The organism is Streptomyces altiplanensis, from assembly GCF_053591575.1.
In genome coordinates, this window is record NZ_JBSFUB010000021.1 from 68,169 (window position 1) to 85,431 (window position 17,263).

General features: G+C 72.4%; 2 protein-coding genes (1 of these 2 running past the window's edge). Both read right to left on the reverse strand.

Annotated features, from left to right (window positions below):
* Nucleotides 1–4,738: the 5' end (the start) of an SDR family NAD(P)-dependent oxidoreductase gene (locus ACWD0Y_RS13070; protein ID WP_450260419.1), read on the reverse strand. 10,940 nt of this gene lie to the left of the window's left edge; 4,738 of the gene's 15,678 nt are visible here — the first part of the coding sequence; the start codon lies at nucleotides 4,736–4,738; its stop codon lies beyond the left edge, outside the window.
* A complete protein-coding gene (locus tag ACWD0Y_RS13075; RefSeq protein WP_450260420.1) occupies nucleotides 4,735–17,253 on the reverse strand; it encodes an amino acid adenylation domain-containing protein in 12,519 nt (4,172 codons plus the stop codon). The genes ACWD0Y_RS13070 and ACWD0Y_RS13075 overlap by 4 nt, the downstream gene beginning before the upstream one ends.
* Between the last annotated feature and the right edge of the window lie 10 nt (nucleotides 17,254–17,263).

Consider the following 17,263-nt stretch of genomic DNA (forward strand, 5'->3'; position numbering starts at 1 on the left):
GCGGGTCGGGCGTGCCGGGAGTGCGGCCGGCCGCACCAGTGGCGTCCCGCGGAGCGGTCTCGGGGCCGCTCCTGGCGAGGTGCGCGGCGAGCCGGGCAGGTGTGGTGTGCTCGAAGAACACGGTCGGTGCCAGGCTCAGTCCGTAGCCGTCGCCGAGCCGGCCCGCCAGCTCGGTCAGACTGATCGAATCGAAACCGAACTCACCGAACTCACCCTCCACGTCGATCTCGTCGGCCGGAACCTTCAGTTGCGCCGACACCTCCGCGACGAGGGTGCGCTGCCACATCTCCTGTGCCTCACGGACCGACGGGCGCGGCGTGTCTGCGGCGGGGGCCGCGGACGCCGGCAAGGGAGTCGGGGCCTGGGCGGGAGCGGAGACCGGCGAAGGAGGGGTGAGGGCGGCGGAAACGGCAGTGGCAGGCCGGTCGGTCTGCGCCGACAGGCGGGTGAGCAGCAGCTCGCGGTCGCCGCAGAGCACGAGCGTGTGCCGACGGCCGTCCGCGACTGCGGCCGTCAGCGCCCGCAGCGCGTCCCTGGTACCCAGCGGGGTCACACCCAGGTCGCGCAGCCGGGCCAGCATCGTGTCGTCGACGCGCATGCCGCCGTCCGCCCACAGTGGCCAGCCGATCGACAGGGCGCGACCGGACCTGGTGCCCCGCGCGGCCAGTTCGCCGCGGTGCGCGACATAGGCGTCCATGAAGCCGTTGGCCGCCGCGTAGTCCGCCTGCCCCACGTTGCCGAGCGCGGCCACGGTGGACGAGAAGACGATCAGCTGGTCCAGCGGCTGGTCCACGGTGGCCTCGTCCAGGTTCACCAGGCCCGAGGTCTTGGGCGCGAGGACGGCACGCAGTTGCTCGTCCGTCTTCGTGGCGAGGTAGCCGTCGTGGAGCACTCCGGCGCAGTGGACGATCCCGTGGATCGCGCCGTGGCGTGACACGACGTCGGCGACGAGGGCGTCGACGGCCCTGCGGTCGGTGACGTCGGCCCTGCGGTACTCGACCATGACGCCCGGCGCTCCGACGGAACCGAGCTCACGCAACCGGGCGGTGTCGGGTTCAGAGCGGCCGACCAGGACGATCGTGCCCCGGTGAAGAGTCCGGGACAGCTCTTCGGCGACGATCCGGCCCAGTCCGCCGAGTCCACCGGTGATCAGGTGGACGCCGCCTTCGCGCCACGGGGCGGCAGCCGTGCCCCCGGCTTGCGGCTGCGGGAGGAATTCCGCCAGCCGGCGGACGTACCGCCTTCCGTCGTGGTGGCGGATGTCGTGCTCGGCGTGGTCGCGGGCGTCCGCGTCGATGGCTCCGGCGAGCGCGGCGGCGGACGTGGGATCGGTGTGATCGAAGCGGTCGAGGTACTCGACGCACTGGGTCCGCAGCCAGGGATGTTCGAGTGCGGCCGTGCGCAGCAGGCCGGACACCCCGGTCGGTACCCGGGCGGCCGAGGAGCCGTGCCCGAGGACGACGAGCTGCACGAGGCGCTCGCCGGTGGCGCCGCGCTCGGCGACGCGGGTGCGTATCCCGCTCAGCAGGGTCTGCGTCAACCGCAGGTACTCGGCGTCCAGCGGGCGATCAGCGACCGGTTCGAACGTCCGCAGCTCGGCGCCCCGGGGCAACAGCGCGGACAGGGCGCGTACCGAGGAGTCGGTGAGACCGGCGCCGACCAGCCACACGTCGTGGCCGTCCGGGACGGCGAGCCCACCGGAGGGAGCGGCTCGCAGCTCCCAGCGCGGCTCCAGCGTCAGCACGGCGCCGCCGGCCGTGACCGGCGCGGGCGTCCGGCCGGCCGTGGCCGCGCCGTCGCCGGCACCGCTCCGGGCGGTCCCCGACACGTCGCGGGCCGGATGCAGCCAGTAGGGGTCCTTGGCGAACGGATAGGTGGGCAGGGAGATTCTGCCCGGCTTGTGCCCGTCCGCGAACAACAGCTCGAACGCGACGGCCCCGCCCTGCGCGTACTGCTCTGCGAGCGATTCCAGGCGGCGCGGATCCGTCTGCTCCAACGCCGTCCCGTCCGGCTCCCGCTGCGGGCGCTGCGGCTTGTTGTCACCGGTCCTGACGGCCGGCGCGCTGCCGGAGTCCAGCCAGGCGCGCAGCGTCCGGACGGCCTGCCCCGGAGTGTTCGCCACGTAGGCCAGGCGGTGGCGGAAGTGCTTGCGGCCCTGGAGCAGGGTGGCGCTGAGGTCCCGCAGGCTCTCCCCGGGGTGGCCCTCGATGTGGGCGACGAGCCGGCGCGCCTGTTCCTGGAGCTGCGCGGCAGTACGGGCGGACAGGGCGATCAGGCGGGCGCCGTCCTCCGGCCGTCGCGCGGGGGCCGTGGGCGCTTCCGCCAATACGAGGTGAGCGTTGGTCCCGCTGTAGCCGAACGAACTGACCGCGGCCAGACGGGGCCTGTCCCCGCCCTGCCAGGAACGCGCCCGGGTGTTCACGTAGAACGGGGTGCCGTCCAGGTCGATGTGGCCGTTGAGCCGCTCGTGCTGGATGGTCGGGGGCAGCGTCGCGTGCTCCAGCGCGAGGATCGCCTTGATGGAGCCGGCCACGCCGGCGGCGCACGCGGCATGTCCGATGTTGCTCTTCACCGAGCCCAGGGCGCAGTGGCCGCGCCGGTCGGTGTGTGCCTCGAAGCTCCGCACGAGGCCGTCGATCTCCACCGGGTCGCCCAGAGCGGTGCCGGTGCCGTGCGCCTCGACGAGTTCGATGTCCGCGGGGTCGATGCCGAACTTGTCGTACACGTGCCGCTGGAGTTGGGTCTGCGCCTCCGCGCTGGGGGCGGTGATGCCGTTGGACCTGCCGTCCTGGTTGACGCCCCAGCCCTTGATGACGGCGTGGATGCGGTCACCGTCCGCCTGGGCGTCGGCCAGCCGCTTGAGGAGCAGGACGCCCACTCCCTCCGCGGGTACGAAACCGTTGGCCCGCTCGTCGAACGCGTAGCAGCGGCCGTCCGGGGACAGGGCTCGCAGCTGACTCATCGCCACATGCACGCCCGGGCCGGGTATGACCCATACACCGCCCGCCAACGCCGTGTCGCTGTCGCCCAGGCAGAGGCTGTCACAGGCGTTGGCTATCGCCACCAGGGACGACGAGCACGAGGTGTCGATGGAGAGGCAGGGTCCCTTGAGGTTGAGCGTGTAGGAAACGCGGCTGGCGAGGATGGCGCTGTTGGTGCCGAGGTTCTGGTGGGCGCTCAGCTCGGTCTCGTCGAGCCTGCCGCCGTAGCCGTTCACCGAGCAGCCGACGAAGACCCCGCACCGCGTGCCGGAAAGGGCCTCGGGGTTGTAACCGGCCTCTTCTATGCAGCGCCAGCTCTCCTGAAGGAGGACACGCTGCTGCGGGTCCATGTACTCCGCCTCGCCGGGCGAGATGTTGAAGAACAGCGGGTCGAAGTGGTGGGCGTTCTCCAGCACACCCATCCACTTGCTGTACGACTTGCCCGGCGTGCCGGGACGCTCGTCGTAGTACTCGCCCACCTCCCACCGGGAGGGGGGTACCTCGGAGACGCAGTCACGGCCCGTGAGGATGTTCTGCCAGAACTCGTCGAGATCTTCCGCCTCGGGGAACGCCCCGGACATGCCGATGACGGCGATGTCGACGAGCTCGATGCCGCGCCCGGCCGGCCGGCTCGGCGCCACGGGCTCGGGGGCGGGCTGCGGTACTGGGACGGGTTCGGGGACGGGCTGCGGTGCCGGAACGGGTTCGGGGGCGGCTTGCGGTGCCGGAACGGGTTCGGGGACGGCTTGCGGTGCCGGAACGGGTTCGGGGACGGCTTGCGGCACCGGGGCGGGCTCGGGTGGCTTCACGCCCAGCTCTCCCGCCAGGTGCCGGGCCAGCTCGCTGATGGTCGGGTGGCCGTAGACCGTCGTCGCGGAGAGCGAGAGCCGCAGCCGGGTGTTGATGGTCCGGGTCCAGGTGACGCCCGTGATCGAGTCCAGCCCCAGCTCCACGAACGGCGTGTCGTCGTCGAGATCGGACTCGGCCAGCTCCAGTTCCCCGGCGAGACTTGCCCGCAGCCACGTGGCGAGTGCGGTCTCGGCCTCCACGGGGCTCTGCGGCCGTACCGCGGAGTCCGGTTCAGCCGTCTGCGACCGGATCTCCTCCCCAGCCGCCGGCCGGGCGTCCGGGGCGGCGGGGAGGGCTGCCACCGACGAACCGGCGGCAGGGGTGCCGTCCGGGGACGACGGAGCGCCGGTCTCCCCGAGCAGACCCGCGAGGTGGCCCGCCAGCCCGTCGACCGTGGGGTGGCTGTAGACCTGGGTGGCGGAGAGCGACAGGCCGAAGCGCGTGTTCAGCTTGCGGGTCCAGGTGACGCCCGTGATCGAGTCCAGCCCCAGCTCCACGAACGGCGTGTCGTCGTCGATCGCCGACTCGTCCAGTTCCAGCTCCGACGCCAGACTCTGGCGCAGGTAGGCGGCGATGTCTTGCTCTACGGAGAGGGAACCGCTCGGGGCAGTCGAAGGCCCAGAGGTGGTGGCACTCATCAGATCTCCCATGGTGCCCTCGATCAGGGCAAACAACTGGCCGAACGTGGGGTGACCGAAGACATCGGCCATCGTGAGAGAAAGCCCAAGGGAGCGGTTGACCTCGCGCAGCCACACGACGCAGCTGATCGAGTCCAGCCCCAGCTCCACGAGATGCACGTCGTCGGAGCCTGGAGCCGCTTCGGTTCCGATGACGCCGGTCAACGATTCGCGCAGGAACCGATGCAGATCACTATCGGTCGGGATCTTAGTACGTGGTTCGGACATCATCCATCAGCGCCCTCTGCGAACGCCCCGCGTCCGCCGTCGCCCGGCACGGTCCGTGGAGCTATGCGGTCGATGTGCCGTCCCAGCAAGGCGTTGAAGGTGTCGGACGCCTCCAGCATCACGAAGTGCCCCACGCCCTCGACCAGATCCACCTCCACTCCGTACCGGTGTGCGGCGGCGAGGTTCGTCGGCATCCAGGAGGTCGAGTTGACCAGAACCAGCGGGACGTCGAAGTGCTTCGGCACATCCTGCAAGTACGTCAGCATCTCGCGGAACGCGGCCGAGACGATCGCCCCGCCCACCTGCTCGCGCGTGCGCTCGACCAGCTCGATCAGGTCCTGTCGCGCGGTGTCGAGGAACAGTTCCCCGGCCTTCACCGGCTGGTCCGAGAACGACTGGACGAAACGGTCGAGTTGAACGGCGTCCAGTCGCTTGGGGTCGAGGTTGTGGAGCGTGTCCACGCCGATCATGCCCTGGACCGAGCCTCCCAGCAGTGGCGCGGCGGCCAGCATCACGGGCCCGCCCAGCGAGTGACCGATCAGGACCACGTCCCTCGCCCCGGCGTGCTCGACGACGGCCGCCACATCCTGGGCGAACGCCTCGACGGTCCACTTCCGCCGGTCCTTGCCCGACCGGCCGTGCCCGGCGAGGTCCGGGGCGATCACGGTGAACCGCCCTTCGAAGGAGGGGATCTGACGGTCCCAGTACGAGGCGTCACAGCCCAGACCGTGAATGAAGACCAGTGCGGTGGGGCCGCTGCCCCGGATCCGGTAGTGGATCCGGGTTCCGTCGGCCGACCGCGCCTCGGCCGCACCTGCGCTCCCGGCCGCGCTCCCGGCCGCGGTCGCGGTCGCGGGGAGAGCCGCGGTCGTCGGCAGGGTCGCGGTGGTGCGGGGCGCGGGCGCGTCCATCGGCTTGCGCGCGATGACGCCCACATGCTCCATGTCGGGGCCGGGAGCACCGTACGACTCCCGGTCCACTCCCACGGCGCCGAAGAACCCGACGCGCTCCACGACGAACCCGGCCGCCTCGCACTCCCTTCGGAAGACATCGGGGTCGATGGCGTTGATCAGGCTCGGCCCGCCGACGACATGGGCCGGGTCGAAGTGCGCGGCGACGTCGTCGATGTACCCGGGCCACGGGTCGCCCGCCCGCTTGCGCTCCTCGTAGGCGGCGGCCTTGGAAGCCCAGTACCCGAAGTAGGGCGAGTCGGTGCTCAGGAACACCTTTCCGCCCGGAGTCAGCCAGCGGAACATCTTGCGCAGTACGAGCCGCACCCCGTCGGGGTCGAGGAAGTGCATCACGCGGCTGGCGTGCACGGCGGTGAAGCGCTCGTCCTCGAAGTCGACGTCGGGCAGGGTGCCCCGCCGCAGGGTCAGGTGCTGCCTGCTCTCGTCGTTGACGCGCTGTTCGAGGATGTCCAGGTGCTTCTGCTCCATGTCCAGTGCGACGACCCGGGCCCCGCGCTCCAGCGCGGCGATGCTGGCGACACCGTAGGCACAGCCCAGGTCCAGCACCTCCCCGCCGCGCTCGCCGGCGAAGTCGGCGAAGTCGGAGGAGTAGGGGATCAGGTGCTCGACCATGACGCCCGTGCGGTTGAGGGTGGCGACCATGCCGCCGAAATCGATGGCGGCGGCGGACTTGAGATCCTCCAGGACGTCGTGCTCCCTGGTCACCGCGATCGGCGCCCTGGACGGGGCGGCGGTCTCGGGTGCCGTCGGCTCCTGCGACGTGAGCGGCGTCAGGGACACCGTCCTGCGTTCGTGACGACGTTCCCGGCTGCCCCGGCTTGCGCCGCGGTCGCCCGGACGGACGTCGAGCCGGTGCGGTATCTCCGCCAGATCGGTCAGTACGACGGGCTTGGGCGATGCCGTCCGCGTCTCGTCGACGGGGCGCGGCGTACCGGCCGTAGCGGGAACCGCGGCCTTGGGCGCAACCGTGACCGTCGAGGCAGGCGTCGGCGGGGAGACCACCGTGGCGGGGCCGGGCCGTTCGCCGGCCACCCAGTAACGGTTCCTGGCGAACGGATACGCGGGCAGGCGCAGCCTCGTGGGACGGTTTTCGCCCGGCCGGGCGCCCGGGCGCGGGATGGTGTGGCCCGCGACGTAGCGCTGGGCCAGGTCCACGAGTGCCTCACGGCGGTGGGCGAGGCCGAGCCGGGTGTCCAGGGAGTCCTCCAGCCGGGTCCGGATGTGCTCGGCGTCCGCCGCACGGGCGGTGAAGTCCCGGGGCACCGTGCCCGTGAGCCACGCATCGGCGCGTGCCGGGCGGCCGGACCGCGAGTGGCTCCCGGCCTTCCAGAGTGCGAGGGCCTCGTCGAGGGAACTCACAACGACGGCGCAGCGGTGGCGGAAGTGATGCCGTCCGGTGAGCAGCGTGGCACTGAGTCGCGGCAGGTCGGTGTCGCTCAGTGCGCCGGTCGCGATCCGGTCGACCAGTCTGCGGACGACCTGCTCCAGGGCCGCTTCGGACTTCGCCGAGAGCGGCAGCAGGTAGTACGGCTGTACCGGGGCGGCCGCCGACGGCCCGCCGGTGTACTCGCGTACGACCACATGGGCGTTGGTGCCGCTCATGCCGAAGGCGCTGACTGCGCCCGTGCGGGGCTTGCCCGGCGGCGGTGTCCACTCCTTGGTCGACTTGTTGACGTAGAAGGGGCTCCCGCTCCAGTCGATGTACTCGTTGTCCTGCTCACAGTGGAGGCTCGCCGGGATGGTGCCGTGACGCAGTGCCTCCGACAGGCAGATCAGGCCGACCAGGCCGGAGGCGGCGAAGGTGTGGCCGATGTTGGTCTTGGTCGAGGTGAGGGCGCAGAACCCCTGCTTGTCGGTGTGCGGGCGGAACGCCTCGCGCAGGGCGTTGACCTCGACGGGGTCACCCAGCCTGGTCCCCGTTCCATGGGTGACGATGTAGCCCAGGTCCTCGGGATCGACCCCGCCCCGGCGGTAGACGGTCTCCAGCAGCTCGCGCTGCGCCTCTCCGGCGGGGGCGGTGATGCCGTTGGTCCTGCCGTCGTAGTTGATGCCGCTGGCGGTGATCACGCTGTGGACGGGGTCGCCCCCGGCCTCGGCCCGGTCGAGCGGGCGGAGCACCAGCGCCGTCACCGCCTCGCCGGGCACCATCCCGTCGGCGCGCCGGTCGAAGGTGGCGCAGCGGCCCTCCGCCGACAGCATGCCCGCTCGGTTCATCGCCGCGAGCGACTGCGGGGTGAGGACGAAGTTGGCCGCGGCGACGACGGCGATGTCGCACTCGCCCCGGCGCAGGCTCGCGCACGCCTGGTGCAGGGCGACCAGGCCGGACGAGCAGGACGTGTTGATGGCCAGGACGGGGCCCTTGAGGTCGAGGAAGTACGACAGCCGGGCGGCCAGCACTCCGTCATGGTTGGAGGTGAGGCTGCCGCCGTCCCCGGTCAGCAGCTGGTAGTCGCCCTGCTCCACGCCGACGAACACGCCGACGCGGCTGTCCTTCAGTTCCTCGGCGCCAAGGGCGGCGTCCTCCAGTGCCTTCCAGCTCTCCTGGAGCAGATGCCGCTGGCGCGGGTCGATCGTGCGGGCCTCCTTGGGCGCGACCTCGAAGAAGGCCGCGTCGAACTCGTCCGCCCAGTCGATGCCGCCCAGCCACGGGTAGCGCTCCGCCGCTTCCTCCTCCTGGTGCGCCGCGGTGGCGCCGAAGCGCACCGGCGGAACCTCGGTGACGAGGTTCTTGCCGTCGGTCAGCGCGTTCCAGAAGTCGTCGACGGAACGGCAGCCCGGGAAGATGCCGCTCATGCCGATGACGGCGATCGGCGCCTCGCCCGGGAGCGACTCCTGCGGCTCCTGCGGCTCGTCGGTGCTGGTCCGGCCGTTCCCGGGGAACACCTCGCGATCGCCCCTGGGGGCGGGCTCCGCACCCGCCCCGGGCGCCGCTCGTCCTTCCGCCGGAGCGCCCTCGTCGGACGTGTCGTACCGGTCCGGCTTCTCGCCCCGGCCGGACGCCTCGTATCCGCCGTCGGTCGCCTCGTCCTCTCCGGGCGTCTCGTCAGTTCCCGGAAGCGGCACCGCCACGGCCTGCTCGGCCAGGCGCCCGGTGAGGCGGCCGATGGTGGGGTGGTCGTACAGGACGGTGGGCAGGAGACGTGTGCCGAGGCGTTCCGACAGCCGATGGGCGAGCTGTGTCAGCCGGATCGAGTCCAGGCCGAGGTCGACGAAGTTACTGCCGTCGTCGAGCTTCTCCACGGGGGTCTTCAGAACGTGCGCCACGCCCTCGCGGACCGCTGCCGCGAGCCCCTCGCGGAGCCCGTCGCGGTCGGCCGGAGTCTCCTGGTTCCCGGACGGCCTGGTCACCGTGCCGGCGACGGCGCGGTCGGCCAGCGACCGTGCCCGCGTGGCGGAGGCGTGCAGGACGAGGGGGGCGACGGGAGCGGCCGTGAGGAAGCGTTCGAAGAGCGCGAGGCCGGTATCGGTGGCGAGCGGCTGCTGGCCGCTGGAGTCGAGGTAGGCCGTGACGAAGTCGCGGCCGGGCCGTCCGTCCGGCTGCCGCTGGGCGGCCGCGCCCATTCCGCCCTCCTCCCAGAGGGGCCACTGGATCGCGAGGGTCCGGTGCGGGGACCGGCGCCCGCCCAGGGCACGCGCGTACGCCGCCTGGAAGCGGTTGGCCACCGCGTAGTCGCAGCTGCCGAAATCGCCCAGAGTGGCGGAGCTCGACGAGAAGTGGCAGACGAACCGCGCCGGGTTCGGGCCCAGTACCCGGTCGAGCGCCCGCTCCAGCGCCAGCGTCCCGAGCACCTTGGCGCCGAGGACGGCCTCGATCGCGTCGCGGGTCTTCCCGGTCAGCGGTACCGCCTGCGCCGTACCGGCGGCGTGGATGACACCGTCGATCGCGCGTACGGAGGACGGCAGACCGTCCAGGAGCCGGACGAGCGTCTCCTCGTCGGTGACATCGGCGCGGCGGCAGACGATCTCTCCGCCGTTACGACGAAGATGCTCCGCCCACGCCTCGTCGGCCGGCCGCAGCGGTGAGCGGCCCAACAGCACCAGGTTCGCCCGGTACGCCCCGGCGAGGTGTTCCGCGAGACGGCGGCCCAGACCACCGAAGGCTCCGGTGACGAGGTACGTGCCGCCCTCCCGCAGGGCCGAAGGGCCGTGCGACGCGGGGATGTCGATGCTCTCGACCCGGCAGACATGGCGTCGGCCCGCCCGGTAGAGGGCGCCGGCCTTGGACTCCTGGTGCTGTTCGGTGAGGAGCAGGCCGGCCCAGCGTCCGGCGTCCGCGACGCCGTCGTGCAGGACGACGCGCAGGGCGGTGCCGGGGAGCACCCCGGACAGCGAACGCTCGTAGCCGATCAGCGAGTCCAGGGCGGCTTGTTCCACGGCATCGCGGAAGTGCCCGGCCACGAGGACGTCGGGAACGTCCAGGGACGTGGCGGCCAGGGCGCGTACCAGTACACCGACGTCGGTCAGCTCGCGCAGGACGGCAGCGCCGCCGTCCTGCTCGGTGGGCCACAGGTAGTGGATGGCGTCGATCCGGCCGTGTGCCTCGGCGACGGTTCCGAGCACGCGCCGCCAGCTCCGCTCGTCGCTCCGGTGCACCGCGTGGGCGGAGGAAGGGGCGGCAGGGCCGCTCGCCTGCTCGACGAAGACCAGCCGGGCGCCCGGCGCGTGTTCGCGGGCGGCGCGCCGGTAGGACTCCTGTGCCGCGCGGTCCGTGAGGAAGACCACGACGTTCTGCCCGGCGGACACGGCTCGGCCCCGTCCGTCCCGGCCGGCCCGTTCCGTCTCGGGATCGCAGGGGGTCCAGCGCTCCTCGAAGAAGCGGGGCTCCGACACGTCATCGGCCGACGGCGTGACGCGTTCCGGGTCGGTGACGTGTACCCGGGGCGTGCCCTGGGAGGCGTGCGGGGTGTCGGGCCGGTCCGGCTCCCCGGACAGCCAGTAGTACTCCTCGCTGAAGGGGTAGGTCGGCATGCTGACCCGGTGCGGCCGCCGGCCACTGTCGTACAGCAGGTCCCAGTCGACCGGATCGCCTGCTTCCCACAGCCGCGCCACCTTGTCGAGCCTGCGCTCGGCCAGCCACTGCCGGACGAGACCTCGTCGGTCCTCGTCGTCGAGCAGGGACGACGGCGGCGGACCGGCGCCCTCAGACACGGGGGTGTCCGTGCGGTCGGCGAAGTCCCTCAGCGCGCCGATGAGTTCGGACACGGTGTGGACGACGAAGGCCGCCCGCTCCGCCAGGGCGGTCCGTCCGACCTGGAAGGTGAAGGCGATGTCGGCGAGGCGGGGGGCCGTCGGTCGGGCGGTCTCCTCCTCGGCCAGCCGGTGCGCGAGGTCGCGTGCGTACCGGCGCAGGTTCTCGGTGGTCCTGGCCGACAGGGGTACGAGGTGGGGTCCGGCGAGTACCGCGTCCCGGTCTGCCCGGGGCGGGGCCTCCTCCAGGATGGCGTGCACATTGGTGCCGCCGATGCCGAAGGAGCTCACCGCGGCCCGCAGTGGTGCGGCGCCGGGCGCCAGGGGCGTGAGGCGGTCCACCACGTGGAAGGGCGAGTGTTCGAAGTCGATCTGCGGGTTGGGAGAGTCGTGGTTGATGGTCGGCGGCACCGTACGGCGGCCCACCACGAGGGCCGTCTTGACGAGCCCCGCGAGGCCTGCGGCTGCGTCCAGGTGGCCGAGGTTGGACTTCACGGAGCCGATGCCGCAGAAGCCGGTCGCGTCGGTGTGCCGTCGGTACGCCTCGGACACCGCCATGACCTCGATCGGGTCGCCGATCACCGTGCCGGTGCCGTGGGCCTCCAGGTACCTGATCGACTCGGGGTGGATGCCGGTCCTGTCGAGGACCGAGGCGACCAGCTCGGACTGGCCCACGACGCTGGGCGCGTAGTAACCGGCCTTCCGGGCCCCGTCGTTGTTCATTCCCACGCCGCGCACCAGCGCGTAGATGTGGTCGCCGTCACGGACGGCGGACACAGCGTCCTTGAGGAGGACCACCACGGCCCCCTCCCCGCCGATCATTCCGGTCGCGTCTGCCGAGAAGGGCTTGCAGTGCCCGTCGGAGGAGAGCGTCATGCCCTCCTCGTACAGGTAGCCGACGGTGTTCTCGCCGTACATGCCGCAGCCACCGGCCAGGGCGTGCGTGGTCTGCCCGGAGAGGATGCCCTGGCAGGCGAGCGCCAGTCCGGCCAGTGAGGAAGAGCAGTTGCTGTGGACGTACAGACTGGGACCACGCAGTCCGAGCTTGTGCGAGATGGTCGTCGGGATGGTGCCGGGCTGGGCCTGGAGGAAACCGACCAGGGCCTCCGAGTCCCGCCGGGTGTCACGGCCTGCGACGGGTGCCTGGTAAAGGGCGTTGCTGGTGGACATGTAGACCGCCGCGTCCGCGACGTCGCCCGGCAGGTGGCCGGCGTCCTCGATCGCCTTCCACGAGTGCTGGAGCAGCCGACGCAGCTGAGGGTCCATCAGCTCGGCATCACGCGCCGAGACCTGGAAGAAGCCCGGGTCGAAGAGGCCCTTGCCGCGCATGCTGGCGCGCACGGGCACATGAGCGGGATCCTGGATCAGCCGTTCGTCGACGCCGAGGCGGCGCAGCTCGTCCGCCGGGCAGAGCTCCACGCTCTCCTCGCCCGCGAGGAGGTTGTGCCAGAACTGGTGGTGGTCGTCGGCTCCGGGCAGTCCGACGGACATACCGATGATGGCGACGCTGTCCGCGAGGTACGCGGGTGTGCCGGTGCCGGTGCCGGTGTCGCCCACGGTGATGCCGGCCCTCCTCCCGCCGGTGCCGGTATGCGCGGCCGGGGCGGGCACCGGGACCTCGGCGGCCGGGACCGGTGCCGCGTTCAGAAGGGTGCGCAGACGGGCGCCCGTCCCCCGCGCGTGCGCGCAGCGGAAGACATCGGCCGCCGTGAAGGGCACGTCGAACCGCTTGGCGACGCGATCGGCGAGCAGCACCGCCAGCACGGAGTTGCCGCCCGCCTCCAGGAAGGCGTCCGTGGGCCGGAGGTTGTCGACGCCCAGCACCTCACGCCACAGGGCCAGTACGTCGTCCTCCTCCGGGGCCGCCACGGCGACGGCGACCTCCGGCTCCTCGGGCAGCGTCACGGGTCGTCGCGCCAGCGTCAGGCGGTCGACCTTGCCGTTCGGGGTCTGCGGAAGCCTGTCGATCGGGAGGACGAAGGCCGGAACCATGTGGTCCGGCACGCTGCGGCCCAGGTGCCGGAGCAGTTCCCGGGAGGTGACGCGCGCGACGCCCGGGGCCTGGGTCCAGTACGCGACCAGCTGGGTGCCGCCGTCCGCCGTGCCGGCCCTGGCGACGACGGCGCACTCGCGCACGGCCGGGTGCCGGGTCAGGGCGTGCTCGACCTCGCCGGGTTCGACGCGGAAGCCCCGGACCTTCACCTGGGAGTCGATACGGCCCAGGCACTCGATGGTGCCGTCGCTGAGCCAGCGCGCCAGGTCCCCGGTCCGGTACATCCTGCCGCCGGGCGGGAAGGGGTTGTCGGGGAACCGCTCCGCGGTCAGTCCGGGCTTGTTGAGGTAGGCGAGGGCGAGTCCGTCGCCCGCGATGCACAGTTCGCCGGGTACGCCGACGGGGGCGATGCGGCCCTGCCCGTCCACGATGTGGATCCAGGTGTTGTCGATGGGACGGCCGATCGTGACGCGCTTGTCCGCCTCGACCCGTGCCACCGTGGACCACACCGTCGTCTCGGTGGGCCCGAACAGGTTCCAGACCTCGCAGCCGAGCGCGACCAGGCGTTCCTTCAGCGTCTCGGACAGCGCTTCACCGCCGCACAGGACACGGACGCGTTCGTCGTTGGTCCAGCCCGAGTGGAGCAGCATCGTCCAGGTCGCGGGCGTCGCCTGCATCACGGTCGGCCGTACGCGGGCGATCAGCTCCGTGAGCCGCCCCGCGTCGCGGGCGGTGGCGGCGTCACTGAGGTGGCACTGCGCGCCGGTGATCAGTGGCAGGAACAGCTCCAGGGCGGCGATGTCGAAGCTGTGCGTCGTCACCGCCAGGATCCGGTCGTCCGCACACATTCCCGGCCGCTCGGCCATCGCGCACAGGAAGTTGGCGAGCGCTCTGTGGGGCACCACCACGCCCTTGGGGTCGCCGGTGCTGCCCGAGGTGTAGATGACGTACGCCGGATCGGAACCGGTCACCCGGCTGCCCGTGTCCGCACCGGTCTCCTGGGCGGTCGCCCCGTCGTGGTGCGCCCGGCCGGGCTCGGGGCCCGTCCCGTCGATCAGGAGTACACGGCGGCCGGTGACCTCGGCGCCCGGGTCGAGGTCCCGCAGCCGCCCGTCCAGCGCCGAGACGCTCAGGAGCACCTGCGGCGCGGCGTCGTCGAGGATGTACGCGATCCGGTCCCTGGGGTACGTCGGGTCGAGCGGGATGTACGCGCCGCCGGCCCGCATCGTGGCCAGCAGCGCCACGACCAGTTCGGGCGACCGCTCCAGGTAGACGGCGACCAGGCTGCCGGGACCGACGCCGAGCCCGCGCAGCCGGGCGGCGAGCCGGCACGAACGCTCGTCCAGCTCCGCGTAGGTGAGGGTTTCGGCCCCGTCGGTGAGGGCGATCGCGTCCGGGGTGCGGGCGGCCCTCTCGGCGAACAGTTCGTGCGCCCACCGCTCCGGGCGGCTCACCGCGGTGTCGTTCCACTCCACGGTGAGGGTGTGCAGCTCCTCCGGCGACACCAGCGAGCAGTCGTCGACGGGTTGTGCGGGTGCCGCGGCCGGGACGGTCTCCAGCAGGTGCACGTACTGGCGCAGCAGCCGGTCGGCCGTCCGCCGGTCGAACAGCGCCGGGTCGTACTTCCAGTTGACGGCGTACCCGTCCTCCGCTCCGTGCGGCTCGACGACCTCCAGGACGAGTTCGTACTCGCCCTCCTGGCGGATGGCCTCGACGTGGGTGAAGGAGGGGGTGTCCGCGGTGACGTCCTCGTGCCAGTCCTGGTACATGAAGGCGTGGCTGAAGACCGGTGCGGAGCCGTCCGTGGCGCCGAGGCCGAGCTCGCGGACGAGCGGCCCGAACGGGTAGCTGTGGGCGATGCCGTTGAAGAGCGTCTTCTGGACCTCCTTGCACAGGTCGGCGAAGGGCTGCCGGCCGGACATCCGGCTCCTGACGGGCACCATGGTGACGAAGTGGCCCACGGTGTCGTCGAAGCGCGCGCCGGCGCGGTTGCTGACCGGCATGCCGACCAGGATGTCGTCCTGCTGGGTGTACTGGCGCAGCAGCACGTTGTACGCCGCCAGGAACGCCGCCGACGGGTAGACGCCGTGGGTACGGGCGAACCGTGCGATCCGCTCGCTCAGCTCCGCCGTGAGGCGACGCGTCACGGCGTCGCCGTGTGCGCCGCGCCCGGGCGTGGCGCGCGGCCGGTCGGCGGGGAACGCGGGTGCGGGCAGCGGGCCGGCCAGCTGCTCCTGCCAGTACGCGAGCCGGGCCGCGCCCTCCTCGCCCCGCAGCAGCGCCGCCTCCTCGGCGACGAACTCCGCGTATCCCGCGCGCGCCCGGGGGTCGCCGGGCATCGGCAGGTCATCGGCCGCAGACCGGTAGCCGGCCAGGAGGTCCTTCACGAGGACGACGGCGGAGGCGCCGTCGAGGACGAGGTGGTGGGCGTTCAGGAGTACCCAGGACTCGTCGCCCGGGGCACGGAACACGGTGAGCGTGCAGAGCGGCCCGTTGTCCAGGTCGAACGGTTCCTTGGCATGCCGGCGCAGCAGCGCGATCGTCTCGTCGTGGTCGAGAGCGGGCAGTCCCCGCTCCGTGAAGGCGGGGCGGGGCGCGTCGGGTCGTGCCAGCACCAGCCGGCCGTGCTCCTCGCGCACGACGCCCCCCAGGACGGGATGGCGGACGACCACGTGCTCGAAGGCGCGGCGCAGAGCGCGGGTGTCGAGCCCGGTGGCCCGGAAGCAGAGCGGCACGTTGTACGCGCTCGCCCCGGGCGCCGCCTTCTGGAGGGCCCACAGGCCCTGCTGGTCCTCGGAGAGGGGGTGATTCTCGGGGAGGGGGTGATCCTCGGGGAGAGGGGACGGTGCGGGCGTCACGGCGGGCTCGGGGGCGTGCGCGCGGGGGCCGTCGCCCAGATGGGCCGCCAGCTGGTCCACGGTCGTGTACGCGAAGAGTGACGCGGACTCGAACTCCGGGTCGATTTCTCGCTGGATCCGGCGGGCGAGGTGGACCAGGGCCATCGAGGACAGCCCCAGCGCGGGGAAGTCCTGGTCGGTCCGCACGTGGTGGGGCCGGGTGTCCAGTTGCTCGCCGATCGCCCGGCGGAGCCATTCACGGGCATCCGGGGCGGCAGCCGGCGCGGCGTGCGGCCACCGCGCATCCCGCTCCGCCCCCGGGAGCGGCTCCTGCGCGCGCCCCGGCTCCGGCTTCTGCTCCGGCTGAGGCCGGCGCTCGCGCTCCGGCCGGCCCTCCCGCCGGGGCCCGTACTCCGCGGGCGACGGCTTCCCGTACCAGTACTCCTTCCGCCCGAAGGGGTACGTCGGCAGGCTGACACGGCGGGGCGGACGGGCGCCGTGGAGCTCACGCCAGGGCACGACCGCACCGGCCAGCCACAGCCGCGCCGATGCCCGGAGGTCCCCCGCGGCGACGGCCGCCGCCACACCCGGATCCGCCGCCACACCCACACGTCGCGACGGCGCACCGGTGAGTTCGCCGTACTCACCCTCGCCCGCGGCACCAGTGGTGAGGAACGCCGCCAGCCGGCCGGCGAGCTCCATGGTGGAGCGTACGACGAGAGCGAGCCGGACGGGCAGCTCTTCGCGGCCGGTCTGAAGGGTGTGGGCGAGGTCGCGCAGCGGCACCGGCCGCCCGGCACGGTCCGCCTCCTCCAGGAAGTGGGACAGCCGCCCGGCCACGACCCGCAGTTCCTCCGGGGTGCGCGCCGAGAGCGGCACCAGGCAGGTCTCGTGGGCCGGCTGCCCGGGCGCACGGGTCGCGACGTCGTCTTCCATGTATTCCTCGATGATCAAATGTGCGTTCGAGCCACCCGCGCCGAAGCAGGAGATGCCTGCGCGCCTCGGCAGAGGCCGCCCCTCCGCGTCGGACGGCGTCCAGGGAGCGAGCTCACGCTGGACGAAGAACGGCGACCGCTTGAAGACGATGCCGGTGTTCAGGTCCTCGGCGTTGACGGAGGGCGCGAGCCTCCCGTGCCGCAGCTGCATCAGGACCTTGGTGAGCCCGGCGATGCCGGACGCGCTCTCGCAGTGGCCCAGGTTGGACTTGAGCGAGCCGATCGCGCAGTACTGCCCCTGGCGCCCCGTGCCGAAGGCCCGGCTCAGCGCCGAGACCTCCATGGAGTCGCCGAGGAGGGTCGCCGTGCCGTGGGCCTCGACGTAGCTGATCGTGTCGGGCGTGACACCCGCCTTCTCCATGGCCCGCACGACCACATCACGCTGGGCCGTCAGGCTGGGCATGCTGTAGCGGCTGGTACGGCCGCCGGAGTTGACGGCGCTGCCCTTGATGACACCGTAGATGTGGTCCCCGGCGGCGGCGGGGGGGCCCCCCGGGGCCGCCTCCCCCCCCGCCCCCCCCCCCCGCCCGCGCACCGGCAGGGAG